The sequence below is a fragment of the Streptomyces sp. NPDC058678 genome (genome assembly GCF_042714835.1).
GTDB lineage: Bacteria > Actinomycetota > Actinomycetes > Streptomycetales > Streptomycetaceae > Streptomyces.
The window spans coordinates 1-24963 of record NZ_JBHXSG010000040.1; the positions used below are offsets into that span (position 1 = coordinate 1).

A 24963-nucleotide genomic window follows, 5' to 3' on the forward strand; every position below is an offset into this window, starting at 1 on the left:
CCCCAAGGTCGGGAACGGGAAGGGGCGGCGGGGGCGAAGAAACCACCACCGCCCCCCCGTTCACCCGTGCGGCAGCACCACCGCACGCCCGTTGATCTCCCCGGCGTGCAGCCGCTCGTACGCCAGCGGGGCGTCCTCGATCGAGAACGTCTCGACGTGGGACGAGACGAGTCCCCGCCGCGCGAGCTCGACCACGTCGATGAGCTCACCTCGGCTGCCCCAGTAGGGCGCTGAGGCGGACACCTCGAACGGCAGACCACCGCCGAAGCCGACCGCGAGCGTGCCTCCCCCGATGCCGACGACAGTCACGTCGCCCGCCACCGCCACGGACGCGGCGGCCACCGCGAGGGTCGCCTCGGCCCCCACGAAGTCCAGTACCACCTCGGCCCCGATGCCGCCGGTCAGCTCCCGCACCCGAGCCGCCGCCTCCCCGTCGGAGAGCAACGTCTCGTGGGCCCCGACGGAGTGCGCGAGTTCCAGCTTCTCCTTGCTCACGTCGAGGGCGACCACACGGGCCGGGGTGAGGGCACGCAGCAGCTGGACGGCGAGATGGCCCAGGCCACCGACGCCGATCACCACCGCCGTACTGCCCGGCACGAGCTTGGGCAGGGACGCGCGGATCGCGTGATATGGCGTCAGGCCGGCGTCGGTGAGCGGGGCGGCCTGTACCGGGTCCAGTCCGTTCAGCGGCACCAGATGGCGCGGCGAGTCCACCACCATGTACTCCGCGAGAGCGCCTGGAGAGCCGAGCCCGGGCGGCATGATGCCGAGCCCGGCGGCGTGCGGGCAGCAGTTCTCCCTGCCCTCGGCGCACGTGCGGCAGCGGCCACAGCCCCACGGGCCGTACACCGCCACCTCCTCGCCCTCGGACACCCCGGTGGCCCCGCTGCCCAGGGCCGCGACAACGCCCACACCCTCGTGACCGAGGGTCAGTGGCAGCGGGTAGGGGAAATGCTCCTCCGGCCAGCTCATGACCGCCAGATCCGAGTGGCACAGCCCCGCGGCCGTCACCTTCAGCAGTACCTGTCCCGGGCCCGGCTCGGGCACCGGAACCTCGACGACCTCCGGGGCGCTGCCCACTGCCCGGTACTGAACCGCCTTCATCATCAGACCTCCCTGTCCGAGCCGAGCACTCCATCAGCCTCGGTGTGCACCGATGGGTCGGCAACCGATGGCGATCTGCGGCGGCGCAGAACGGCCGGCAGGGCGATCCGTCCGCCCGTGAGGACGAGCGCGACGATCAGGACGGAGCCGGTGAACAGGCTCGCGGCCCACTGTGCGCTGGTGGCGAGCCCGAGCCCCGTGATGCCGGTGCCGAGCAGGAGCACCGCGATCACCGTGCCCCAGGCGTTGAAGCGGCCCGCGCGCAGCTGGGTCGCGCCGACGAAGGCCGCCGCGTAGGCCGACAGCAGGTACGGCGTGCCCGCGGTCGGCGATCCGGATCCCACGGAGGACGCGAAGACGACTCCGGCGAGTCCGGAGAGCAGCGCGGACGCCACCAGGGTCAGGAAGCGCAGCCGGTCGGTGCGTACCCCTTGCAGGCGTGCCGCGTCCGCGTTGAAGCCGGTCGCGTACAACCGGCGTCCGGTGGCGGTGTGTTCCAGCAGGAACCAGATGGCCGTGGCGGCGAGGAGCAGATAGAGCACCGGCAGCGTGATGCCGCCCGCGTCGAGCTGGGCGATGCTCGCGAACGGCTTGGCGAGCAGCTTGACACCGGTGATGGAGCTGTCGTTGGTGACCATCGTGATCAGGGACTGGATCAGGGCGCCGGTGGCCAGAGTGGCGATGAACGAGTCGACGCGCAGCACCACCACCACGATTCCGTTGATCAGCCCGACCAGCAGGGCGGTGGTCATGGCCAGGGCGATCGCGGTGCCGGCGCCGAGACCGGTGGAGACCATGAAGTAGGCGGTCAGCACGCTGGTGAGGGACATGGTGAAGGCGACCGACAGGTCGAAGACGCGGGCGGCCAGCGGAAGGACGACGCTGAGCGCCACCAGCCCGGCCACGGCGTTGCCGTTGAGGACCTGCTTGACCGTGGTGACGGTCGGGAACGTGTCCGGCGCCCATACGGAGAAGAGCACGGCGATCAGCAGCCACACGTAGACGGCGCCGATGTTCCGGAAGGACAGGGCGGCCACTGCGCGCCGGCCCAGTGCGCCCGGTGCTGCCGTGGCGGACACCGCGGGGACGTCCGGTCCGTTCGGCCGGAGCTCCGCGGCCCGGGTCGGGGTGGATGTCATGTCACTCGGTTCCTTCCATGGCGTGGACCAGCGCGGGCTCGGTGATGTCCCGGCCGCTGATCTCCCGTACGATCCGGCCGTCCCGTACCACCAGGACGCGGGTGCACAGCGCGAGCAGGTCTTCCGTGTCGGACGAGGACACGATGACGCCCATGCCGGCGTCGGCCTGACGTTCGATCAGGTCGTACAGCTGGAGGCGGGTGGCGATGTCGACGCCCGCCGTGGGTTCGCACAGCACGAGCACCGGCGGCTGCTGGGCAAGGCAGCGGGCCATGACGACCTTCTGCTGGTTGCCGCCGCTCAGCGTGGTGATCCGGGCCCCGCGCCCCGCCGTGCGCACCCCCACCCGCCGGATCCATTCCTCGGCGAGCGAGGATTCGCGGCGCCGGTGCAGTCGTCCGGCCCGGGCGCGGAGCCGGTCGAGCAGCGGGAGGGTGAGGTTCTCCCCGACGGAGAAGTCGCCGATGACGCCCTCGCTCGCCCGGTCCGCGGGGACCAGCGGGATGCCCAACCCATCGGCATCCTTGGCGTTGACCCACCGCTGGGCGCGCTCCGGCAGCCGCACCTTGCCGCGTACCGGGCCGGTGTACGCCCCGCACACCGCGTACGGCACGACTTCGTGGCCGGAGCCGACCAGGCCGGTGATGCCCAGCCGTTCCCCCTTGGCCAGGCTGAAGCCGATGCCGCGCAACGGGCCCGCCCACAGGTCGCGGACCTGCAACACGGACTCGTGGGAGGCGGACGGCAGCCGCGGCCGGTAGGTGGTCTCCATTTCCTCGCCCGCCATCAGCTCCGCCAGCGAGCGGGGGGTGAGTTCGGCGACCCTGCGGGTGGCGATCCGGCGTCCGCCGCGGATCACGGTGACCCGGTCGGCCAGCGCGAAGATCTCGTCCATGCGGTGCGAGACGTACAGGACGCTTGCCCCGGTGTCGCGGATCTCCCGCACGATGTCGAAGAGCCGGGCCACCTCGCCGGGCGGCAGCACGGCGGTCGGCTCGTCGAGGACCAGGACGCCGCGGCGGCCCTCCCAGCCCTGCAGGGCGGCGGCGATGGCCACCACCGCGCGCTGGACGGGGGTGGCCGAGGACAGGGGGCGGCGTACGTCGATGCCGAGGCCGAACCGTTCGACCAGCGCGGTCGTCCGGCGCTCCATCTCCGACCAGCGGATGTTGCCGAGGGCCGTGCGGGCGAAGCCGCGGCTGAGGGCGAGATTGTCGGTGGCGCTCAGCTCGCCCACCAGTCCCAGCTCCTGGTGGACGAAGCGGAGCCGGTCGTGCCGGGAGCCGGTGACCTGGCCCAGGCCGAACGGCTCGCCGTCGAGTTCGGCGACCGCTCCGGGCTCGGCGTGGTGGTAGCCGGCGAGGATCTTGATGAGGGTGGACTTGCCGGAGCCGTTGGGTCCGATCAGCGCGTGGATCTCGCCGGGCGCGATGTCCAGGTCGACGTCCTCGAGCGCCTGGGTTCCGCCGAATCGCTTCGACAGCCCGGACACCCGCAGCACGGGCCGGTCGCCCCCATCGGTACCGGCCGACCCCCGCGTGGTCTCCTGTGAGGTGTCAGCGTGCACCGCTGCTCCCTTCGTCGAATGGCGCCGCCGCCGGCCTGCTGTGCCGGCGGCGGCGGGGGCCGGGTCGGTCAGTTCAGGCCCCAGAGCGCCTTGAACTGCGCCTGGTAGTCCTCGACGAGCGGGAAGTCCTCAAGAGTGGCCACGAGGTTGTCCTTGGTGATCAGCATGTTGGGCAGCACCGCCTTCTGGTCCACCTCCATGGACTGGCCGGTGAAGTGGCGGGCCAGCGCGTCGACCTGCAGCCAGGCGGTTTCGTGCGAGTTCAGTGCCATCGCGCCGTGGCTGAGGCCGCTCTCGATGTACTGGTAGTTCTGCGCGTCACCGACGTTCACGGCGATGCGCTTGTCGGTCACGCCGGCGGTCTTCAGCGCGGTCGGGACGCCCACGTTGAGCAGGCCCAGCGAGAAGACGATGTGGGTCACCTTCGGGTGCGAGCGGACGTACGACACCACGCGGTCGGGCATGTCCTTGCCGATCGCGGTGATCGGCACGTCGACGGTGTCGAGCGCGCAGCCCTCGCACCACTTCTTGTACTGGGCGGCGAACGTGTCCTTGACGGGCTTGAGGATGGTGTAGGCGGGCAGGTCGAAGTAGACCGTGTTGGCCTTGGCGCCGCTGTCGGCCACCACCCACGAGGCGAGCATCTCGCCCTGGACGCCGACGTCCTTCGGGCCGTTGTTGAGCAGCTCGATGCCGTCGCCCACCACATCGTCGGCGTTCGACTGGATGACCGGGATACCGGCTGCCTTCAGCTGCGCGAGCTGCTTCGCGTACGCCGCGCGCGGGAATCCGGAGGCGACGACGGCGTCCGGCTTGTTGCGCAGCGCGTGCTCGTAGGCGGCCTGGACGGACTCCGGCGTGCCCTGTGTGTGGATCAGCTCGACCTTCCAGCCGAGCTGGTTGGCCCCGGCGGTGAAGAACTGGGCCAGGTCGCTGCAGGACTGCACGCCGCACAGGATGAAGTCGATCTTCTTTCCCGTGGGGATCTTCTTGCCCACCGGTTCGGTGACGGGGATCTTGTCCGGACGCTTGGAGAACTTCGCCAGGGCCGTCCTGGCCGCGGACAGGCCGGGGGAGTCTGAGGCCGCTTTGGCGGAGTCGGCGGCCGGAGTCGTGTCGGTGCCGCCGCACGCCGCCAGGGTGAGCAGGGCGGTGGCGGAGACGATCGCGGTGAGCGCGCGACGGACCGCGCGTCCGGGTCTGGAACTCATCGTTGAGTACTCCCGTTGTGTGGCGCCTGCGCTGCGGCGGCGCTCCCGCGTCCACGGCGGCCGGCTGTGTGCAGGCGAATTCTGTGCCGCCCATGCCGGGACGGCACGCTCAGATCGAGCGGGCTGTGGGATCGCCGTCGTGGGGTACGACGCGGGCCGCCGAGGCAGGCGGGCGGCGCTGTGGCCGAGACGGGGCGGACGCTGTCCCAGACCGTGGAGAAACTTGTGAGGCTCTACAGCCTCGGGTGCGACGGAGTGTGGCACGCACTGTCGGGCTTGGGGAGGGGTCGGTCGTAACAAATTGGCGAGGGGCCATGTCGATCCCCTGGAGGACGGCTTTTGTGGCGTCCTGGCGAAGCCGCGAGTATTGCTCCGAGCCATGACGAATAACTACACTCACTCTAAAGTTTCTGGCTGAGGAGAGAAGATGGACGAAACGTCGGAGTTGGGCACGGCGCGGTGTCCCGGGCCCAGCGTCCAGGACTACCTCGACCGGGACAGCCGACCGGTTCCCGCCGCGCTGAGGTACGTCAACAACGACTACCTCGGCAGTGAGGACGTCGACACCACCCGCTTCACCTCCCGCGAATGGGCCGAGCGCGAGATGCGGCAGGTGTGGCGGCGCGTGTGGCAGTTCGCCTGCCTGGAGAGCGAGATTCCCGAGGTCGGTGACCACGAGATCTACGAGATCGGCGACGACTCACTGATCATCGTGCGCACGGCGCCGGACGAGATCCGCGCGTACGTCAACGCGTGCCTGCACCGCGGCCGCAAACTGCGCACGTCGAGCGGCAATGTCAGCGAGTTGCGCTGCCCGTTCCACGGCTTCGCCTGGAACCTCGACGGCACGATGCAGACCCCGCCCTGCGCCTGGGACTTCCCCCATGTCACCCCCGACAAGTTCGCGCTTCCCGAGGCCAAGGTGGCCACCTGGCGCGGCTTCGTCTTCATCAACATGGACCCGTACGCGGAGTCCTTCGAGAGCTACCGCGGCACCTTCGACGACTACTACATCTGGCCGCTGCAGGACCGCTACAAGTCGCTGCACGTCGCCAAGGTGCTGCCCTGCAACTGGAAGGTCGCCCAGGACGCGTTCATCGAGTCCTTCCACGTGATCGCCACGCACCCGCAGATGCTGCCCTGGCTCGCCGACGCCAACTCCCAGTACGACGTCATGGCGGACCAGCCCAACTGGAACCGCATGATCAACATCCAGGGCGCCCCCAGCCCCCACGTCGCCGACTCCGTCACGGAGGAGGACGTGCTGGAGACGTTCTACGGCTCGCGGGCGTTCTACGCGGCCGCCCAGGGCCGTGACCTGGTGATCCAGGAGGGCGACGAGATGCCCGCGATCCCGCCCGGCGGCACCGCCCGCCAGGTCCTCGCCGAACGGATGCGCGCACAACTGGCGGCCACCTCGCACCAGGACTTCTCCCAGACCGCCGACACCGAGCTGATGGACGCCATCAACTACCTGCTGTTCCCCAACTTCAACCCGTGGGGCGGCGCCAAGTCCAACATCATCTACCGGTTCAAGCCGAACGGCCTCGACCCCGACTCCTGCACCGCCGAGATCATCTTCATGTCGGCCCCGAAGAAGCCCGGCGAGATGCCGCCCCCGGTCAAGATCCGCTGGGTGCCGGAGGACGTGCTCTTCGCGGACATCCCCGAACTCGGTGTGCTCGGGCCCGTCTTCGACCAGGACTGCGAGAACCTCCCGTACGTCCAGCAGGGACTCAAGACGATGCGCAAGCCGGGCATCACCCTGTCCAACTACCAGGAGAGCCGCATCCGCCACTTCAACCAGACGCTCGACCAGTGGATGAACAAGTGACCGTGACCCACCGGGTCGCGGTCCGGCCCTCCGGAGTCGAACTGGAGGTACGGGACGGTGAGGACCTGTTCAGCGCCGCCCAGCGGCTCGGCTACCGCTGGCCCACCGTCTGCGGCGGCAAGGCCACCTGCCGCACCTGCTTCGTGGAGGTCGAGGAAGGCGCCGAGAACTGTTCGCCCGTGGGCGCGCTGGAGCGTGAGGGCATCGAGGCCCTGCGCAGGCCGGTGGACGGCCTGACCCGGCTCGCCTGCCGGCTCCGGGTCGAGGGCCCGGTGACCGTGACCAAACGCGGCGTACGCCGCAGACCGCAGGAGTGAGCCGTGAGCGCCAAGCAAGTGACCCATCCGCTGACCGGGCAGGTGTACCGGCTCACCGATGACGGGCTGGTGGAGGTGACCGACCCCAGGACAGGGGCTCAGGGCATCTTCGACTTCCAGGCCCGCTGGCAGTCCGGCGAACTGCGCCACGCCGACCTCCAGATGGCCGGCTGGGTCGGCCGCCTCGCCCAGCGGCGCGGCGCCCGACCGCCGGAGGCGTGAGCCGGTGTCCCCCCGTACCACCCGGGTGGTCTGTCTGGTGCGCCGGCCCGAGGGAGAGCCGGCCCTCGGGGACTTCGCCGTCGAGGAGCGCCCGCTTCCGCCGCTCGGCGAGGGGCAGTTGCTCGTCCGCAACCTCTACATGAGCGTCGACCCGTCGATGCGAGGGCGGCTGGAGAGCACCGAGAAGCACTACACGCACAACTTCACCCCCGGATCGCCGCTGGACGGCCGGGCCCTCGGCGTCGTGGAGGAGAGCCGCTGCCCCTCCGTGCCGCCGGGCACCTTCGTACGTCACCAGCTCGGCTGGCGGGAGTGGGCCGTGCTCGACCCGGCCGACACCGACGCCGCGGGCCGTATCGACCCGGAAGTCGCCCCGCTGCCCACCTGGTTGGGGCTGCTCGGGCAGACCGGCTTCACCGCCTACGTCGGGCTCGCGCGGATCGCCGAGGTCCGGCCCGGCGACACCGTCTTCGTGTCGGCGGCGGCCGGGGCCGTGGGCACCGCCGCCGGACAGTTCGCCCGGCTGCTGGGCGCGGAGCGCGTCGTCGGAACCGCCGGAGGGCCGGACAAGTGCGCCCTGCTGGTCAAGGAGTTCGGCTACGACGCCGCCGCCGACTACCGCGCCGAGCCGGTGCGCGACGCCCTGGCCCGGCTGGCGCCCGACGGCGTCGACGTCTACTTCGACAACGTCGGCGGCGAACAACTCGCCGCCGCCCTGCACGCGTTGCGGACGGGCGGCCGTATCGCGCTGTGCGGCATGATGTCGCAGTTCGGCGGCGAGCGGCGGTCCACCGACATCAACCAGCTGATCCAGGCGGTCCTCAAACGGCTCACCCTGCGCGGCTTCATCGTCCGCGACCACGAGGACCTGCGCCCGGAGTTCGAAAGCCGCGTCGCCGACTGGCTCCGCTCGGGCCGTATCACCGCCCGCGAGACGGTGACGGACGGCCTGGACAGCGCGGCTCAGGCCCTGCTGTCCCTGCTGGACGGTGGCAACGTCGGCAAGATGTTGGTCCGGCTCGCCGAGGATCCGTACAGCCGCTGTTAGGCGCAAGCAGAGAGAGCGCAGAGGAAGCCGGGAGAGGCAGAAATCCGGTCACGCACGACGCGTCACACACTCACCTGCCCCAGATCTTCCGGTACGCCTCCCGGTAGCCGGGTGGGTCCCAGGTCGTGGCTCCGCTGCTGTTGGCGGCCGTGGAGATGTGGACCGGGGCGACGTATCCGCTGGCGGACTCGCCGGCGAAGGCGCGGTTGAACTCGTCGACGATCTGCCAGCCCTGTTCGGCGAGGGGTTCAGGGACGGTGGCGGCCTGGAACTGCCTGCTGTTGATGCGCTGGAAGGCCGACGGGTCGCCGTCGCCGGCGCCGATGTTGAACGGGGGACCGGAGCCCTTCCTGCCGGCCTCGCGCAGGGCGGGCGCCGCGTCGGCGAAGTACAGGTCGTTGATGGCCACGGAGTACGTCCACCTGCTGCCGAAGCGGGAGAGGAGGGAGGAGACCTCCTGGGGGGTTCGGCTGCTCGCGTCCGGGATGGGGATGTTCTCGGACGCCAGGAGCCGCACGTCGGAGCAGGTGGCCAGTTGTTTCTCGATCAGTTGCGACTTGTTCCTGGCGAAGGGGATCGAGGCGTCGGTGAAGACGACGACCTCCGCCCGGCCGTTGGAGTGCGCGATGATCCAGTCGGCGCTGATCTCCGCGACGTCCTCGACCTGGGTCGTGACGTTGGTGAAGAGCTTGGGCCGCTCGCTCGGCCCGGGTGAGTCCACCGCGTGCCAGCCCACGAGCGGGATGCCCGCCGCGTCGGCCCGAGCGATCTCGGCCGACGTCGCATTGGGATCGAAGCCGCCGAGGACGATGCCGGAGGGTTTGACGCCGACCGCCTGGCTCAGGGCCGCCTGGATGCCGGCCGGTGTGCCCTGCCCGTCGATGACCCTGACCTTCCAGCCGATCACCTTCGCGGCCTCGCGCAGGCCGTTCGCGACGCCCGCGACTCCGGGGTTGGTCATGGTCTGTGCGACGTAGACGATCGTTCTGCCCGGCACGGCAGCGGGCCCGGTGGTGGGGCCGGTCCAGGAAACGTCCACTTTCTCCGCCTGCCGGACAGCGGATCTCGCCTCGCCGAGGGCGGACGGGCAGCCCGCCTCCGTGGCCCCCTCGGTGGGGTTCGCCGGTCCGGTGGACGAGCCTCGCTCACACCCGACGACGGTGACGACGACCGTGGTCAGGGCCGCGAGGGCCGTGGCGGTCCTGCGGTACGCGATCACGGGTGCTCCTTGCTGTGGTGATGACGACGGGTGGACGCGTCCGCGGGTCGGGAGGGACACGCGGCGTGCTACCGGGCTACGGATCGTCCTGGGCCTCCTCGGGGGTGCCCGCCACCTTGCTGCCACGACGGCCCGCGGTGGCGCCGGAGCGCAGCCGACGGCGGGCGGAGTACCCGGCGAAGCCGACGGCGAGCAGCAGGGTGGCGCCGTTGAACAGCGGGGTGACCCAGAACTCCGCGCCCAGCTGGCCGATGCCGGCCAGCCCGATGGCGAGGATGGCGACCGCCACGAGGGTGCCCAGGGCGTTGGGTCGACCGGGCCTGATCGCGGTGGAGCCGAGCAGGGCCCCGACGAAGGCCGGCAGGAGGTAGTCCAGACCGACGCTGGGGTTGCCGATCTGCTGCTGCGCGGCGAGCAGGACACCGGCGAAGCCGACGATCAGACCGGACAGGGCGAAGGCGTAGACGCTGTAGCGGCGGGTGGGGATGCCGACCAGGTCGGCGGCGCGGGGGTTCGAACCGATGACGTAGAGGTAGCGGCCCAGGGGCAGCCGCTCCAGCAGCAGCCAGAGCACGAGGACCAGCCCGAGGACGTAGAACGCGGGTACCGGCAGGCCGAGGAACTTGGAGTCGTAGAGGTCGGTGAAGGCCGGCGGCAGTCCGTTCGGCCCGGAGACGATGCGGGTGCCGCCGGTGATCCAGCCGGTGACGGCGTACAGCACGCTGCCGGTGCCGAGGGTGGCGATGAAGGAGTCGATCCGGGCGAACTCGACGACGACGCCGTTGAGGACGCCGACGACCGCCCCACCGATGATCACGACCGCGCAGGCGAGCGGCCAGGGCCAGCCGTTGCTGACGATCAGCTGGAGCACCATGACGTGCGCCAGGCCGAGACCGTAGCCGATGGACAGGTCGAACTTGCCGGTGACGATGGGGACCATCGCGCCGAGCGCGAGGATCGCGGGGACCGACTGGTTGGACAGGATCGAGGAGATGTTGTCCAGCGTGGGGAACGTGTCGGGCAGGGACAGGGAGAAGGCGAGGAAGAGCAGGACGGCGAGTGCGAGCAGTCCGTAAGCGCCGATGAAGTGCCCGTGGGGGCGGCTCGGCCGTGACCGGGGAGAGGAAGGCGGAGGCGTCGGGCGAGTCGTCCCGTCGCCCGTCGGTTCCCCGCTCATCCGTCCGTCCCCGTTCCGGTGAGGGGCGGTACGGCCGACGCGGTGTGGGTGAGCCGGGTGACGGTGAGGTCTTCGCCGGTCAGCTCGGCCGCCACGGTCCCGCGGACGAACACCAGGGCGCGGTGGCACACGTTCGCGACCTCCTCGAAATCGGTGGAGATGAGCAGAACGGCGAGCCCGGCGGCCAGCTCGTCGTCCAGCAGGCGGTGGATCTCCGCCTTGGCGCCCACGTCCACGCCGGCCGTCGGCTCCTCGAGGATCAGCAACCGGCGCTTCAGGCGAAGCCACCGGCCGAGCATGACCTTCTGCTGGTTGCCGCCGGACAGGACGGCGATCGGCGCTTCGCTGTCACGGGGGTGCACCCCGAAGCGTTCGACGAGAGCAGCGGCCTTGACGCGCTCGCGTGCGGGGCTGATCCAGCGCGGCCCCGGCCTGCCGTCGGCGCGGGGGTTGGCCAGCAGGTTCTCCCGCACGGTCAGTTCGGCGGCGCACCCCTCCTCCAGCCGGTTGCTGGTCACGAAGCCGACACCGGCACCGACGGCGGCGGCGACCGTACGCGGACGGTAGGGCTGCCCGCCCAGCAGCACCCGCCCGTCCAGGAGGGGCCGGACACCGGCCAGCGCCCTGCCCAGGTCCATGTGGCCGGCGCCGATGAGGCCCACCATGCCGAGGATCTCGCCGGGGCGCAGTCGGAGGCCGACCGGGCCGGCGTTCTCGGTCCGTACGCCGTCCAGGCGCAGGACGGCGGTGGCCTCGGGGTCGGGCTCGGGAACGACGGCGGCGGGCGGTCGGCGAGCCGGGTCGCGGCCCACGATGTCCCGCACCAGGCGGGCGGGGCTGTGGCCGGCGAGGCGCCCCTGGCTGATGATCCGGCCGTCGCGCAGGACGGCGAAGGAGTCGGCGACCTGGTACACCTCGTCGAGCCGGTGGCTGACGTAGATGATGCCGTGATCGCGGTCGCACAGCCGGCGCAGGACGTGGAAGAGGCGGGCGCAGTCGGCCGCGGGGAGGCTGGCGGTCGGCTCGTCCAGTACGACGAGTTCCGCACGGGTCGACAGCGCCCGCGCGATGGCGACCAGCGAACGCTCGGCGCGGGTCAGGTCGGCGATGCGGGCGTCGGGCGCGAGATGTCCGGCGACGATCTCCAGGGCCTCCACGCAGCGCCTGCGCGCCATCCGCCAGGAGATCAGTCCGCGGTGGCGCGGGTAGCCGGTGCCCAGGGCGATGTTCTCGGCGACCGTCATCCACTCGACGAGACCGAGATCCTGGTGGATGAAGGCCATGTGCCGGGAGGCCGCGGCCGTGCCGAGCGGGTGGCCGGCCACGGTCACCTCGCCCTCGTCGGCGCGATGGACACCGGCGAGCACCTTGATGAGGGTGGATTTCCCGGCGCCGTTGGGGCCCAGAAGGGCGAGGACGGCACCGCGCCGGACGTCGAGGTCGACCTCGGCCAACGCGCGGGTACCGCCGAACCGCTTGCCGAGACCCCGGATCCGCACCAGAGGGTCCTGGCCGCGGTCCACATATGGGCTTGTCGAGGCGTCGGGAGCGTCGTGCACAGACTCTCTCCGGGGATCGGCTTCCGAGTTCCTTCCCGACTGCACCGGATCGGCTCACCTATTCGATATCGGGAATATCGTCCCAATCTATCCCGGGGACGGTCGGCATTCCCGTAGGGACATCCAGGGCGCACTCCGCCCAGATGACCTTGCCGTCGGCGGTGTAGCGCGCCCCCCATGCCTGGGCGAGCTGTGCGACGAGGAACAGGCCGCGACCGCCCTCGTCGGTGGAGGCCGCGTGGCGCAGCCGGGGGGCGGTGTGGCTGGTGTCGGAGACCTCGAAGATCAGGGCGCGGCCGTGGATCACGCGTACCCGCAGGGGGCCGCCGGCGTGGCGGATGGCGTTGGTGACCAGTTCGCTGAGCAGCAGTTCGGCGGAGAAGACGGCCTCGTCGAGTCCCCAGTCGGTGAGCCGACGGGTGACGTCGGTGCGCATCCCGGAGACGCGGGCGGGGTCGGCGGGCAGGTCCCAGGTGGCGATCCGGTCGGGGTCCAGGGTCTGGGTACGGGCGACGAGCAGCGCGATGTCGTCGGCGGGGTGGGCGGGCACCACGGCGTCCACCACCGCCTGGCAGGTGTCCTCGGGCGAGGGGTCGGACCGGGCCAGGGCGTCCCGCAGTTGGTCGAGGACCATGTCGATGTCGCGGTGGCGGTCTTCGATGAGTCCGTCGGTGTAGAGGACGAGCCGGCTGCCTTCGGGGACGTGGATCTCGGCGGTTCCGAAGGGCAGGCCGCCCAGTCCGAGGGGCGGTCCGGCGGGCAGGTCGGGGAACGTCACCGTGCCGTCGGGGTGGACCAGTGCCGGTGGGGGGTGGCCGGCGCGTGCCAGAGTGCACTGCTGCGAGGTGGGGTCGTAGATGGCGTAGAGGCAGGTGGCGCCGATGATGCCGGTGCCGTTGGCGCCCGGTTCCTCGCCGCCTTCGTCCCGGTCGAGGCGGGCGACCAGGTTGTCGAGCTGGGTGAGGACCTCGTCGGGCGCCAGGTCCAGCTCCGCGAAGTTGCGTGCGGCGATACGCAGTCGGCCCATGGTGACGGCGGCGTGCAGGCCGTGGCCGACGACGTCGCCGACGACAAGGGCGACGCGGGTGCCGGAGAGGGGGATGACGTCGAACCAGTCGCCGCCCACTCCGGACTCGGCGGGCAGATAGCGATGGGCGACCTCGACGGCGTCCTGCTCGGGCAGGCGTTGCGGAAGCAGGCTGCGCTGCAGGGCCAGGACCATGCTGTGTTCGCGGGTGTAGCGGCGGGCATTGTCGATACAGATCGCGGCACGGGTGGCGAGTTCCTGGGCCAGCGAACGGTCGTCGTCCCCGAAGGGGGCGCGCTCTCGCGTGCGGTAGAAGCTGACGATGCCGAGGACGACGCCGCGGGCGAGCAGCGGGGCGGTGATGAGGGAGCGCAGGCCGTACGCGAGAAGGCCGCCGGTGTGCTCCGGGTCCTGGGAGAACCGGTCGGCGGCGACCCGCAGGTCGGGTTCCAGCACTGCCTGTCCGTCGGCAAGGCAGCGGAGCTGGGGAGTGGCGGGACGGAGGTGGATCCGCTCGCCGAGCGCCTGGAAGGGATCGTCGTCGCGGATGCCGTGGATCACCCGGCGGTGCAGGTCGCTGCGGGGGTCGGCGGACTCCTCGCCTCGCAGGACCGCCTCGGGCAGGTCGATGGTGACGAAGTCGGCCAGGCGCGGCACGGCCATCTCGGCGAGTTCGCGGGCGGTGCGGGGCACATCCAGCGTGGTGCCGATGCGAGCGCTGGCCTCGGACAGCAGCTCCAGGCGCTGCCGTGCCGCGACGGCGTGCATGCCCACTCCCGGCTCGCCCAGCAGCACCAGCCGTCCGTCGTTCATGCCGTCGGTGCCGCCGACGACGCCGCCCGTGGCCGGCTCGGCCGTGCGGGCGGTCGTGGTCCGTGCCTGCGCCCCGGTCTCCACGTGGGTGGTCCGCAAGGGCGCCGCGTGGGCCAGGAGTCCGGGGGGCAGGGCGGCAGGGGCGACGGCTTCCTGCGCCGTGGGGCTGAGCTGTGCGGCCGGGTGTGTGAGCGGGGCGGTCCGTGGCCCCGCTGAGTCGTCGGTGAGGACGGCCTCGACGGCGACGCCTTCCACACCGGAGGCGCTTGTCACGACACGGCTCAGCAGGACGACCCGCCGGCCGTCGGAGAGGGGCACCTCGACGCCGGCCCGCTGGGCCGAGGCGATCAGCTCGGCGGCCTTCTCCGTGAGGACCGTCTGATCACGCTGGTTGAGCCCGCTGTGGACCAGCTCGTCCACCGGGATCAGGTGTCCGTCCCTGCCCGTCGCGTCGGCCCGCAGCCGGCGCCTGGCGTCGAGATATGCGCTCAGCAGCCCACGCTCTCGCGCCGAGTTGTACGCCAGGAGCCGCCGCTCGATGGCGCCGGCCGCCTCGCGGATCACGCTGTCCATCGCGGGATCGACGTCGGTACGCGGACATCCGAGGGAGAGGATGCCCTCGACACCTCCGCTGAGCAGGTCACGCACGGGGATCGCCGAGCAGGCGTTGGCCTGTGAGCGCTCCGCGAAGTGCTCGGCGCCGTAGACCTGGCACAGCCGCCGTTCGGCGAGCGCGATTCCGATGCCGTTGGTTCCGGCGACCTCCTCCGCGAACACGAACCCCGGAACGCTCTGGATGGGGGCGAGTTGGCTGGGCATGGACGCCATGCCGAAGCGACGCTGCAGCACCGTCCCACTGGCGTCGGCCAGGGCCACGTTCATGCGGCGGCCCGAGAACCTGGACTGCAGCCAGTCGAGCACCGGCCCGGCCGCGTGCACGAGTCGGCTGTCGAGATCGACGTCCTCGCGGTAGGGGAGTTCGGACTGGTCCGGTGAGAGCCCGAGCAGCACGGAGCGCTGCCAGGAACTCAGGATCAGCTCCCGCACGCCTCCCTCGACCGGTCCGCCTTCCAGGAACCGCTCACGGGCACGTGAGGGACCGATGGAATCCCCCACAAACCCCATGCGGATCACTTCCCTCATCGGCCCGTCGTCGGCTGCCGCCCGGTCGCTCACCGTTCGAGAAGCCGCCCGCTCTCATGTAGATATTAGAACTTTGTTCATGAGTAAGCCTGTTTCTCCCATTTAAGGGCAAAATTTCCAAGGGGCGCCTAGCGCATGGACCGCGCCGCCGCGACGCTGAAGATCTCCAGGGAGACCCCCACCCGGGTCAGCCCGGACGTGGCCGCGCGGAAGTCCCTGATGTGCGCCGTGGCGAAGTGCTCGTCCAGAGCCTGCTGGGACACCCATCTCTCGTAGACCCGGATCCGGCGTTCGTCGGAGGGTTCCGCGGCCATGGCGTAGTCCAGACAGCCGGGCTCCTCCTCGCGGGTGCGCTTCCCGACCTCGACGAGGTGCTTCAGCATCGTGTCGCGGTCCGCCGGCTCGTAGTCCATCCAGCCGGCGACGATGATCTCGCCTGCGACTTCCTCTGCCACGGTGATCCTTTCCACGGTCGTGCCCGTGGGCCCGCCGCCCTCTGTCAGGAAGGAGCGACGGGCCCGCGGGCCGTTCAGATGGCGAGTGCCGCCGGGACGCTGTCCACGGTGACCGTGCCCTTGGTGCCGTCGACGGTGATCACCATGCCGTCCCGCAGCCGCTGGGTACCGCCTTCGACGGAGATGACGGCCGGGATGCCGAGCTCGCGGCAGACCACGACGGCGTGGCTGTTGAGCGCGCCCACATCCACCACGGCCGCCCCGGCGACCAGGAACAGCGGGGTCCAGGCGGCGTCCGTGATCGGCGCCACCAGAACCTCGCCCGGCTCCAGCGCCTCGCACGAGGCCGGGTCGGAGATCACCCGCACCCTGCCGGTGTAGGTGCCCTGGCTGCCGCCGACGCCCGTCAGTACGTCGGTCTCCGCGGCGGTCGCGATCCCCTCGTCGCTGCGTCGCGGCCAGGTGTCGATCTCGGTCTGCGCGTCGGCCGCGATGAAGAACGGCGGCTCCAGTTCCCGCAGACCGGCGTACTCCACGAGCCGCTGGGCGATGACGGGGCCGAAGGCGTCCGGGGCGGCGACATAGTCGTCGAGCTCGGTGTCCAGCAGCATCATCACGTCCTCGGGCCGGGCGAGGAGTCCCGCCTCGACCCCGCGGCGGCCCAACTCCCGTACCGCCATGCGGATCTCGTTGATGACGGACACGCAGTTGGCCTTGGTCCGCTCGCGGGCCGGGATCCACACCTGCGAGGCGTGCATTCCGGCGTCGAACATCGGCTGCACGTCCTCGGGGAGCGCCGCCCGGATCTCCGCCGCGATCTCCGTACGACGCTCCGTGAGCCGGCGGTGGCGTTCGGCGGGGGAGTCGTCGTCGGCGCTGTGCCGGATCCGGTCGACCAGGGCCAGCGCCTGCACGGGCGAAGCCTCCCAGGACAGCGCGTGGATGTCCCACTCGTTGGGGCCGCGGTCGCCGGAGGCCGCCAGGAACTCCTCGAAGGAGTCACGGAACGCCTTCACGTCCCCGCTCGACCCGTCGAGCGCCCGCTCCACCGCGGCCGGCCCCTGGTCGAACAGTGCGGTCAGCTCGGCCGAGGCCACGACCTGCCGGGACAGTGTCCACAGCCCGGTCGAGGGGGAGGCGGAGTCGACGTCACCGAGTCCGGCGATGAGGTCCAGCATGGCGCCGGCGCGGTCCAGGCTCGCGCACAGCGGGCCGAGGATCGCCGGTCCGACGGACGCGGGCAGCGAGGACTCGACGTGCCGCTGGAAGGTGATCTCCACGTCGTCGAGCAGGGAGCGGGCGTGTGCCACCAGCTCCGCGTCGGACAGCTGCGCCAGGTCGGGCCGCTCACGGCGGATGCGGCGCAGCCGGTCCCGGTCGGCGTCGGCCTCGGGGAAGTTGCTCTGCCCCAGCATCCGCTGGACCGTCGCCCCGGCCTTGGCCGTCAGCTCCCCGTCCTGGTCGTCGGGGTGCGCCACGTACACCGGGGTGTCGGAGCGCTGGCCGACGAAGGCCGTGTCGATCTGGTCCGCGGTCTGCCCCATGCGGATACCGAACAGCCGCATGTGGGAGAGGTTGAGGTAGAAGTAGCCGCCGAACATCCCGACGAAGGGCGGCCTGGGCCCGGCCACCTCCTCCTCGCGGTAGATGCCGAAGCCGACGAAGCCGTTGCGCCAGCCGTGCAGGCCGCGCCCCCACACCAGGGACCAGCCCAGCGGGCTGGCCGGCTCGGGCAGGGTCTCGCCCGCGTTGGCGCGGGTGTAGTGGGGCAGACGCTCGCTGCGCTGCCAGTCAGTGATCCAGCTCTTCATGCCGAGCGTCTCCCGCTGTCCGTGCCGGTCCGTACGACTGCGCCGGTTCCTGCTCCCGCGCCTACCACTGGGCCGTACCGCCGTCCACGCTGATCAGCGTGCCCGTGATGCCCGCGCCGTTGTCGCTCGCGAGCAGCGAGGCGACCGCGGCGACCTGCTCGACGGTGGTGATCTGCTTGGTGGCGGCGTGCTCGGCGAAGCGGCCCAGCCACACCTCGTAACTGATGCCCTCGGCCTCGGCCGCGGCGGGGCCCGCGGCCCGCATCAGGTCGGTGTCGACGGCGCCGGGGCAGATGGCGTTGCAGGTGATGCCCTGGGTGCCGTACTCGAAGGCGGTCGCCTTGGTCAGGCCGTGGATGGCGTGCTTGTTGGTGATGTAGTGGCTGATCGCCGGCTTGTTGGCCTGCTTGCCCTCGACGGAGGAGATGTTGATGATGCGGCCCCAGCCGCCCTCCAGCATCTTCGCCAGTGCGCGGCGGGTGCCGTAGAAGTAGGCGTTGAGGTTCAGGTTGAGGGCGTCGTGCCAGGCCTCGTCGCTAAGCTGGTGGACGGGGGCGAAGCCCGAGGTGCCGCCGACGTTGTTGACCCAGATGTCGAGCCGGCCGAAGCGCTCCGCGGCGAAGTCCGCGAGGGCCTCGATGTCCTCCTGGCTGTTGGCGTCGCAGGGGTGGAAGACCGCCCGGTCCCCGGCGCCGATCTCCTCCAGGGCCTGCTTGCCCTTGAGTTCGGAACGGCCGCTGATGACGACCGTGGCGCCCTGGGCCAGGAAGGCCTCGGCGATGGCACGGCCGATGCTGCGTGTGCTGCCCGTGATCACCGCGACACGTCCGTCGAGGCTGCCCGTAGCCACCATGTTGTTCTCCTGCGTGTCTTGTTGGTTGGTCACCTGGCGGCTCTTGCTGTGTTGTCCAGGTGTGCGTGAACGGTGCGGTGGAAGTGCTGGAGTCCGGGCTCGTTGCGTCCGAAGACGAAGTCGGTCCCGTTCAGGGCCGCAAGCCCCTGCTGGACTCCGTAGGTGGTCGCGTAGTCCTCGTCGCGGACCACTTCGTAGAACCACTCGCCGAAGCGGTCGGCGGCGTGGCGTTCTTCCTCGGTGACCGCCGGTTCGCGCAGCAGGATGATCTGCTGGGTGACCGACTCGGTGGCCGTGCGGGGGAGTACCAGGGAGACGGCGATCTTGTGACGCCAGCCTCCGGCTATCGCGAGACCGGGGTAGAGCCAGTAGATGGCTCCGACGCACTCTCCGGGGTCGCGCTGGTCCGGGGGCAGCTCGACCGCCTGTGCGATGGGGCGCAGGGCCGCTGAGAGGCGCTGGTGAGGGCCCCAGGTGTCGTGGGCCATCATGTTGGAGAGGTTCGTCTCGAACACCGTCTTCGGGTGCAGCGAGGCGAAGTGATACGTCTCCAGATAGCCGTCGAGCGTGACCTTCCAGTTGGGGCTGGTCAGCTCCTTGGTCCCGTGGTGGTGGCAGTCCGCGAGGCGCATCCCCTCAAGGAGCGGCTGCAGGTCACCGAGCCACTCGTCGAGGTCGGGTTCGGCCGCCGGGTCCAGCGAGACGAAGACGATGCCGGCGCGTTCCCCGACCGGGAGCCGCAGCAGGCTGCGCCCCTCGCGCGGCACCTCGCCGAAGGTCTTCTCGGCGTACACGCCCCGCAGCTCCCCGGCCAGGTCGTACGACCAGGAGTGGTACGGGCAGGTCAGCCGCTTCGACACGCCGCAGCCGGGCTCGAGGATCTTGGCTCCGCGGTGCCGGCAGGCGTTGATCATCGCGTGGACGACACCCTGGCGGTCCCGGGTGATCAGGACCGGAACACCGAGGACGTCCAGCGCCTTGTAGGTGTTCGGCCCGGGCAGCTCGGCCGACATGGCGAGCGGAAGGGGAACCGTGCGGTGAACGGCGTCCATCTCCCGCTGCCAACGGTCGGCGTCGTAGTAGTTGGCGACGGGTTCCGTCCACTGGCCGTCCGCCTCGTGCGTCGTGTTGGCGCGGTAGTGCTCCATCACGCGCTCGACGAGCTCGGCGGCTTCCCGCCGCATCGCCAGGGACGCGGGGTCGGTCGACCGGTCCTGGCTGATCCACGAGGAGTATTCCGGCGCAGGGGGCGGCTGACGGTCGGCGTCGGCCGCCCGGATCTCCGGGGAACTGGTCTGGACCACGATGTCCTCACAATCCTTCCAGCCGCGAGCTCGGGAAGGGTTTCTGGTACGGCAGCTGGGCTGTGAGCGACACGACAACAGGGGTAAGTGTTGTCTGTCAATAGAAACTGCGGAAGTGGCAGCTCCGTGACCCGCAGGTCACATCGTCTTCGCCCCGGACAAAAAGGTCCAGACGTGAGGCGATCTTTCTATTGACCAGCTCCAGTTGCGGGAGTGTGATGGCCGCACCCTCGACGGGGAGGCGGTGTGATGGCCGACGACAGGACCGATCCGGTGCCCGCGATGCCGGCGCGCATGACTGAGCCGTTCGAGGCGGGTGTCGTCGTACGGGACCTGGAGCTGATGGAGCGCTTCTATCGCGAGGTGCTCGGCTGCTTCGAGGTGCACCGCTCCCGCATCCCGGCGTCCATCGGGATCCCGGCAGGGCTGGGCGGCGAACTGCTCGTCGTCTGGCTCCAGGTGCCGTCCGGCGGGCGCGTCAAGCTCATCCGGCCCCAGTCCGCCCCGATCCCCGCAGAGCCCGCCCTGCCGCTGACCGCACGGCGGGGGCTGTCTTATCTCACCTTCCATCTGGACGACATGGACCCCCTCGTGACGGCTCTGGCGGCAGGGGGAGCCCGGCCGCTGTCGGACCCGGTCGTCGTGTGGGCGCGCGGTCGACGCATCAGCTTCTGGGCGGATCCGGAGGGCAACGCGCTGGAGTTGGTCGACGGGCGCGGAGGTGTTCGGGTGCCGGGTCGGTCGGAGGCGTAGTAATTAGAGAACCTCTTCAGTAAGGTGCCCGAAGCTGGTTACTGTAGACCGGCACAACAAAGTCCGATTGCGTGACACACCTCGCTCGGGGCGAAGGGGCGGACGATGGCTCAAAGGGCATCGAAGAAGTCGGCCGATCCGGTCGCGAACCAGGCATCCGCGCAGGTCATCAAGGATCTGCACGAGCGCATGGTGCGCATCCGCCTGTTCGAGACCGAGGCGGGAAAACTCATGGAGGCCGGCAAACTGCCGGGCTTTCTCCACCTCTACGTCGGTCAGGAAGCCGTTGCCGCGGGCGTGATGGCGGCGCTGCGTGACGACGACCAGATCACCTCCACGCACCGGGGACACGGCCACGCCGTGGCCAAGGGCGTCAGCTTCAAGCACATGTACGCCGAGCTGTACGGCCGCGTCACCGGCGCCTGCCTCGGCCGCGGCGGAAGCATGCACATCAACGACGTCACCCTCGGCATGCTCGGCGCCAACGGCATCGTCGGTGCCGGCGTCCCGATCGCCGTCGGCGCCGCCTTCGCCGCCCAGTACCGGGGCGAGGACAACATCGCCGTCACCTTCTTCGGCGACGGCGCCACCAACATCGGCAGCTTCCACGAGGGCGCCAACATGGCCGCCATCCTGCGCCTGCCGGTCCTGTTCATCTGCGAGAACAACGGCTACGCCGAGTTCACCCCGCAGTCGAAGCACATGCTGATCACCGACGTCGCCGAGCGGGCCGCGTCCTACGGCATGCCGAGCGTGATCGTCGACGGCATGGACGCGCTCGCCGTCCACCAGGCCACCGTCGAGGCCGTCGCACGCGCCCGGGCCGGCGAGGGCCCCATGTTCATCGAGGCCAAGACCTACCGCTACTACGACCACCAGGGCGTCAAGGGACTGCGTCACCCCTACCGCTCGGACGCGGAGGTCGAGGAGTGGAAGGCCCGCGACGCGATCGACCTGCTGGAGGCCCGGGCCATCGCCGACGGCACCGCCACCCGCGCCGAGCTGGACGACACCTGGCAGCGCACCCGCGACGAGATCGCCGAGGCCATCGCGTACGCCGAGGCCAGCCCGCTGCCCGACACCGCCGACCTGCTCCTCAACGTCTACTCGGGATGACCGCCATGACCACCATCACCGAAGCGCCGGCCCTTGCCCCGGACGGCACGGGCCGCAAGCTCACCTACGTCAAGGCGTTCAACGAGGGCCTGGCGCAGGTCATGCGCGAGGACGAGAACGTCTTCGTCGCCGGGGAGGACGTCGCCGGGTACGGCGGTGTCTTCCGCATGTTCGACAACCTGCTCGACGAGTTCGGCCCCCGCCGCATGATCGACACCCCGATCTCCGAGGCCGCGCTCGTCGGCCTGGGCGTGGGTGCCGCAGCCCGGGGCCTGCGCCCCGTCGTCGACCTGATGTTCATGGACTTCATCGGCGTCTGCCTGGACCAGATCGTCAACCAGGCCGCCAAGATGAAGTACATGTTCGGCGGCTCCGTGTCGGTGCCGCTCACCATCACCACCGCCTCGGGCGCGGGCCTCGGCGCCGCCGCCCAGCACAGCCAGAGCCTGGAGGCCTGGCTCGCGCACGTGCCCGGCCTCAAGGTCGTGATGCCGTGCGACGCCTACACCGCCAAGGGCCTGACCGTCTCGGCGATCCGGGACAACAACCCGGTCGTCGTCATGCTCAACAAGGTCCTGCTGGGCAGCAAGAGCGAGGTGCCCGAGGAGATCTACGGCATCCCGCTCGGCCAGGCCCACACCGCGCGGCAGGGATCCGACGTCACGGTCATCGCCCTGGGCCGCATGGTGGGCGAGGCCCTCGCGGCGGCCGAGGAACTGGCGGCCGAAGGCATCGAGGTCGAGGTCATCGACCCGCGCACCGTGCAGCCCCTGGACACCGAGACGATGATCGCCTCCGTGCGCCGCACCAACCGGGTCCTCGTGGTCCACGAGGCCGTGACCTTCGGCGGGCTCGGCGGGGAGATCGCCGCCCAGATCCAGGACGCGGCCTTCGACTACCTGGACGCTCCGGTTCTGCGCATCGGCGCGCCCTTCTCCCCGGTGCCGTTCTCCCCGGTGCTGGAGAAGGCCTATGTGCCCGACCAGGCCCGCATCGTGCGGGGCTGCCGTCGTCTCCTCGAAAGGTCGTGACGTAGTGGCGGTCGAGGTTCTGCTGCCGAAGATCGGCCTGACCATGCAGGAAGGCACGATCGACGAGTGGCTCGTGCCGACCGGCGGCTTCGTCGCGGAGGGCGAAGCGCTGCTGCGGCTGGCGACCGACAAGGTCGACGTGGATGTCGAGGCGGAGGCCGGGGGACTGTTCCACCCCGCCGTCCAGGCCGGGGCGACCCTTCCGGCCGGGGCGCTCATCGGCTGGCTGCTGGCCGAAGGCGAGCAGCCGCCGGGCCCGGGGGGCGCGCCGATGCCCGCCGCGCCCGGGTCCCCCGGCTCGGAGGCGGTGCCGGCCGCCGAGGGTGTCGCCTCCGTGGCGCCGTCGCTCAATGGCACCGCTGGTCCCCATGGCTCGGGGGGCCGCCTCCTGGCCTCGCCGAACGCCCGGCGGGTGGCGGCCGAGGCGGGCGTCGATCTCACCGCCGTACGCGGCACCGGGCCCGGCGGCCGGATCGTCTCCGAGGACGTGGAGGAGTACCTGCTCACCCCGGCGGCACAGCCGCCTGCCGCCCCGTCGGCGGACCCGGTGACCCCCACCTCCCCCCTGGTCCGTCGCCTGGCGAAGGAACGGGGCATCGACCTCGCGGACGTACGCCCCACGGGTGCGGGCGGGCGGATCCGGCGGGCCGATCTCGACGCCGCCACCCCGGCAGCCGCACCGGCACCGGCCCCGGCGACGGCCCGCGAGGCCACCGCGTCACCACGGCCCGGCGACGTCATCCCGCTCACCGGGATGCGCGGCACCATCGCCCGGCGGATGCACGCCAGCCTCCAGGAGATGGCGCAGCTGACGCACGGCTACGAGGTGCGGATGGACGCCGTCGTGGCCCTGCGGGCCCAGTTGAAGCAGGAGTGGGCCGACAGCGACCTGCCGGTGCCCAGCCTGGGCGACTTCCTGCTGAAGGCCGCCGCACTGGCCCTGCGTGCACACCCGTTGCTCAACGCGGCGGTGCTCGAGGACGGCGTTCACCTGTACGAGGGGATCCACCTCGGCTTCGCCGTCGCGGTGCCGAACGGCCTGCTCGTCCCGGTGATCGAGGACGCGGCCGAGCTGCCGCTGCCCGAAATGGCCCGTACCTCGAGGGAGTTGGCGGAGAACGCCCGGTCCGGCCGGATCTCCCCGGCGCTGCTGGAAGGCTCCACGTTCACCGTCACCTCGCTGGGCGGGTACGGCGTCGACTTCTTCACCCCGGTGATCAACCCCGGCAATGTCGCCATCCTCGGCGTGGGCAGACTCAGGGACGGCGTCGAGTGGGTGGACGAACAACCGCGGCGGACCCAGGTGCTCACCCTGAGCCTCACCTTCGACCACCGCGCCGTGGACGGGGCACCGGCGGCCGAGTACCTGCGCACGGTCGGTGAGCTGCTGCGCAAACCGCTGCGGCTTCTGGTCTGACCTCCCCGGCCCCGCGCCCGTCGACCGTTTTCCACCCATCCGGTCGGCGGGCGCGGCCATTACCCGGGTCCGCCGCTCGTGCTTCGTTGCTCGGTCCCGCTGCTCGGTCCCGCTACTCCGCCGCCGGATCGGCGATCCGCTCGGCGAGCCGGCCGACCTCGCTGAGGAAGGAACGGTGCCCGAGAGAGCGGTAGACGTCGTCCCCCCGGACCTGCGAGACCGCCGCGGTTTCGACCAGCGCCAGCACCCCCAGGCCGATCACCGCAGCCTCCGCGTCCGTGACCGGTTCACGGCCCTTGCGGATCAGTCGTACCAGTTCGTCCAGCAACTGCGTCCGGATCTCGTGCCGCAGCGCCTCCGCCTCCTGGCTCATCCCGGCCGAGGAGACGAAGAAGACGGTCGCGGCGGACCGGTGCTCGCCCAGCCAGACCACCAGCGACGTGACGGTCGGACCGATGTCCGAGCCGGGCTCGTGCGCCTCGGTGAGTGTCTCCAGCTGCTCGCGCAGCGCGTCGGCGAACACCCGCATACCTTCCACCAGGACCTGGTCCTTGGAGGAGAAGTGGTAGTACACCGCGGCCGACGTCATCTCCGCCCGAGCCGCGATGTCCGCCACGGTCACCTCGTCCGGAGGCTGGGTGGCGAACAGCTCCGTGGCTGCCTCGATCACCCACTGCCTGCGCGAAGGGCGGTGAGCTGCGCGGGTTCCGGATGTAGTCATGGTGTCAAGTATGCCGTGACCTTGGTCCTCCAGAGCCACGCGGGTACCAGGGTTTACGGGCTCGACCTGCGGGAGTAACTGGATAACATGGTCAGTACGCCGGGGCCCACAGGCACCGGTCG

The 24963-nt window shown here is 70.8% G+C and carries 21 protein-coding genes; 8 read left to right on the forward strand and 13 right to left on the reverse strand.

Features of this window, described 5'->3' with window-relative positions:
* Positions 1-60: 60 nt before the first annotated feature.
* The 4 genes from ACFWWR_RS30615 to ACFWWR_RS30630 form a co-directional block, all read right to left on the reverse strand.
* Complete coding sequence (locus ACFWWR_RS30615) at positions 61-1104, reverse strand: NAD(P)-dependent alcohol dehydrogenase (RefSeq protein WP_384306680.1); 1044 nt, start codon at positions 1102-1104, stop codon at positions 61-63.
* 2 nt (positions 1105-1106) lie between these two features.
* The gene (locus ACFWWR_RS30620; RefSeq protein ID WP_383868971.1) at positions 1107-2243 is read right to left on the reverse strand and encodes an ABC transporter permease; all 1137 of its coding nucleotides are present in this window, start codon (positions 2241-2243) and stop codon (positions 1107-1109) included.
* A 1-nt stretch (position 2244) separates the two neighbouring features.
* Positions 2245-3810, reverse strand: coding sequence for a sugar ABC transporter ATP-binding protein (locus ACFWWR_RS30625; RefSeq protein WP_383868974.1), 1566 nt, complete (start codon positions 3808-3810; stop codon positions 2245-2247).
* A 68-nt stretch (positions 3811-3878) separates the two neighbouring features.
* Positions 3879-5021, reverse strand: a complete 1143-nt coding sequence (locus ACFWWR_RS30630; protein ID WP_383868976.1) for a substrate-binding domain-containing protein — start codon at positions 5019-5021, stop codon at positions 3879-3881.
* A 427-nt stretch (positions 5022-5448) separates the two neighbouring features.
* Here ACFWWR_RS30630 and ACFWWR_RS30635 point away from each other — a divergent pair, with 427 nt between their 5' ends.
* From ACFWWR_RS30635 to ACFWWR_RS30650, 4 genes are read left to right on the forward strand one after another with little or no spacing between them, the layout of a single operon-like run.
* Complete coding sequence (locus tag ACFWWR_RS30635; RefSeq protein WP_384306593.1) at positions 5449-6855, forward strand: SRPBCC family protein; 1407 nt, start codon at positions 5449-5451, stop codon at positions 6853-6855.
* Positions 6852-7172: a 2Fe-2S iron-sulfur cluster-binding protein gene (locus tag ACFWWR_RS30640; RefSeq protein ID WP_383868982.1), complete on the forward strand. Its 321-nt coding sequence runs from the start codon at positions 6852-6854 to the stop codon at positions 7170-7172. The genes ACFWWR_RS30635 and ACFWWR_RS30640 overlap by 4 nt, the downstream gene beginning before the upstream one ends.
* A gap of 3 nt (positions 7173-7175) precedes the next feature.
* On the forward strand, positions 7176-7394 hold the full coding sequence (locus tag ACFWWR_RS30645; RefSeq protein ID WP_383868985.1) for a transposase: 219 nt from the start codon (positions 7176-7178) through the stop codon (positions 7392-7394).
* Between the two features lie 4 nt (positions 7395-7398).
* Positions 7399-8442 carry an NADP-dependent oxidoreductase gene (locus ACFWWR_RS30650; RefSeq protein WP_384306595.1) on the forward strand — a complete coding sequence of 348 codons (1044 nt, stop codon included), beginning with the start codon at positions 7399-7401 and terminating at the stop codon, positions 8440-8442.
* 70 nt (positions 8443-8512) lie between these two features.
* On the opposite strand, the gene ACFWWR_RS30655 is transcribed toward ACFWWR_RS30650, so the two are convergent.
* The 8 genes from ACFWWR_RS30655 to ACFWWR_RS30690 all read right to left on the reverse strand — a co-directional run bounded on the left by ACFWWR_RS30655 (position 8513) and on the right by ACFWWR_RS30690 (position 19803).
* Positions 8513-9658 (reverse strand): substrate-binding domain-containing protein, encoded by a 1146-nt coding sequence (locus tag ACFWWR_RS30655; RefSeq protein WP_383869187.1) that lies wholly within the window; start codon positions 9656-9658, stop codon positions 8513-8515.
* Positions 9659-9737: 79 nt separating this feature from the next.
* Positions 9738-10838, reverse strand: a complete 1101-nt coding sequence (locus ACFWWR_RS30660; RefSeq protein ID WP_383868990.1) for an ABC transporter permease — start codon at positions 10836-10838, stop codon at positions 9738-9740.
* Positions 10835-12397 (reverse strand): sugar ABC transporter ATP-binding protein, encoded by a 1563-nt coding sequence (locus tag ACFWWR_RS30665; protein WP_384306598.1) that lies wholly within the window; start codon positions 12395-12397, stop codon positions 10835-10837. The genes ACFWWR_RS30660 and ACFWWR_RS30665 overlap by 4 nt, the downstream gene beginning before the upstream one ends.
* Positions 12398-12455: 58 nt before the next feature.
* Positions 12456-15362 (reverse strand): SpoIIE family protein phosphatase, encoded by a 2907-nt coding sequence (locus ACFWWR_RS30670; protein WP_384306601.1) that lies wholly within the window; start codon positions 15360-15362, stop codon positions 12456-12458.
* A gap of 146 nt (positions 15363-15508) precedes the next feature.
* Positions 15509-15835 (reverse strand): putative quinol monooxygenase, encoded by a 327-nt coding sequence (locus tag ACFWWR_RS30675; protein ID WP_383868999.1) that lies wholly within the window; start codon positions 15833-15835, stop codon positions 15509-15511.
* Between the two features lie 74 nt (positions 15836-15909).
* The gene (locus tag ACFWWR_RS30680) at positions 15910-17646 is read right to left on the reverse strand and encodes a PEP-utilizing enzyme (RefSeq protein WP_384306604.1); all 1737 of its coding nucleotides are present in this window, start codon (positions 17644-17646) and stop codon (positions 15910-15912) included.
* 61 nt (positions 17647-17707) lie between these two features.
* A complete protein-coding gene (locus ACFWWR_RS30685) occupies positions 17708-18532 on the reverse strand; it encodes an SDR family NAD(P)-dependent oxidoreductase (RefSeq protein ID WP_383869004.1) in 825 nt (274 codons plus the stop codon).
* Positions 18529-19803: an aromatic ring-hydroxylating dioxygenase subunit alpha gene (locus ACFWWR_RS30690; RefSeq protein ID WP_383869007.1), complete on the reverse strand. Its 1275-nt coding sequence runs from the start codon at positions 19801-19803 to the stop codon at positions 18529-18531. The genes ACFWWR_RS30685 and ACFWWR_RS30690 overlap by 4 nt, the downstream gene beginning before the upstream one ends.
* A 249-nt stretch (positions 19804-20052) precedes the next feature.
* Between ACFWWR_RS30690 and ACFWWR_RS30695 the strand changes: the two genes are divergently transcribed.
* The 4 genes from ACFWWR_RS30695 to ACFWWR_RS30710 all read left to right on the forward strand — a co-directional run bounded on the left by ACFWWR_RS30695 (position 20053) and on the right by ACFWWR_RS30710 (position 24120).
* Positions 20053-20556: a VOC family protein gene (locus tag ACFWWR_RS30695; protein WP_383869010.1), complete on the forward strand. Its 504-nt coding sequence runs from the start codon at positions 20053-20055 to the stop codon at positions 20554-20556.
* Between the two features lie 105 nt (positions 20557-20661).
* Positions 20662-21672 carry a thiamine pyrophosphate-dependent dehydrogenase E1 component subunit alpha gene (locus ACFWWR_RS30700; protein ID WP_383869013.1) on the forward strand — a complete coding sequence of 337 codons (1011 nt, stop codon included), beginning with the start codon at positions 20662-20664 and terminating at the stop codon, positions 21670-21672.
* Positions 21673-21677: 5 nt separating this feature from the next.
* A complete protein-coding gene (locus tag ACFWWR_RS30705; protein WP_383869015.1) occupies positions 21678-22703 on the forward strand; it encodes an alpha-ketoacid dehydrogenase subunit beta in 1026 nt (341 codons plus the stop codon).
* Positions 22704-22707: 4 nt separating this feature from the next.
* Entirely contained in the window at positions 22708-24120 is a 1413-nt protein-coding gene (locus tag ACFWWR_RS30710) for a 2-oxo acid dehydrogenase subunit E2 (protein WP_384306607.1), read from the forward strand.
* Positions 24121-24232: 112 nt separating this feature from the next.
* On the opposite strand, the gene ACFWWR_RS30715 is transcribed toward ACFWWR_RS30710, so the two are convergent.
* On the reverse strand, positions 24233-24841 hold the full coding sequence (locus tag ACFWWR_RS30715) for a TetR/AcrR family transcriptional regulator (RefSeq protein WP_383869021.1): 609 nt from the start codon (positions 24839-24841) through the stop codon (positions 24233-24235).
* Positions 24842-24963 lie beyond the last annotated feature (122 nt).

What these genes read in the sequence shown, in the direction of transcription:
- ACFWWR_RS30615 (WP_384306680.1), bottom strand. Translation starts at nt 1,104, where the DNA reads ATGAAGGCGGTTCAGTACCGGGCAGTGGGCAGCGCCCCGGAGGTCGTC.
- ACFWWR_RS30620 (WP_383868971.1), bottom strand. Translation starts at nt 2,243, where the DNA reads ATGACATCCACCCCGACCCGGGCCGCGGAGCTCCGGCCGAACGGACCG.
- ACFWWR_RS30630 (WP_383868976.1), bottom strand. Translation starts at nt 5,021, where the DNA reads ATGAGTTCCAGACCCGGACGCGCGGTCCGTCGCGCGCTCACCGCGATC.
- ACFWWR_RS30635 (WP_384306593.1), top strand. Translation starts at nt 5,449, where the DNA reads ATGGACGAAACGTCGGAGTTGGGCACGGCGCGGTGTCCCGGGCCCAGC.
- ACFWWR_RS30660 (WP_383868990.1), bottom strand. Translation starts at nt 10,838, where the DNA reads ATGAGCGGGGAACCGACGGGCGACGGGACGACTCGCCCGACGCCTCCG.
- ACFWWR_RS30670 (WP_384306601.1), bottom strand. Translation starts at nt 15,362, where the DNA reads ATGGGGTTTGTGGGGGATTCCATCGGTCCCTCACGTGCCCGTGAGCGG.
- ACFWWR_RS30680 (WP_384306604.1), bottom strand. Translation starts at nt 17,646, where the DNA reads ATGAAGAGCTGGATCACTGACTGGCAGCGCAGCGAGCGTCTGCCCCAC.
- ACFWWR_RS30695 (WP_383869010.1), top strand. Translation starts at nt 20,053, where the DNA reads ATGGCCGACGACAGGACCGATCCGGTGCCCGCGATGCCGGCGCGCATG.
- ACFWWR_RS30700 (WP_383869013.1), top strand. Translation starts at nt 20,662, where the DNA reads ATGGCTCAAAGGGCATCGAAGAAGTCGGCCGATCCGGTCGCGAACCAG.
- ACFWWR_RS30705 (WP_383869015.1), top strand. Translation starts at nt 21,678, where the DNA reads ATGACCACCATCACCGAAGCGCCGGCCCTTGCCCCGGACGGCACGGGC.
- ACFWWR_RS30715 (WP_383869021.1), bottom strand. Translation starts at nt 24,841, where the DNA reads ATGACTACATCCGGAACCCGCGCAGCTCACCGCCCTTCGCGCAGGCAG.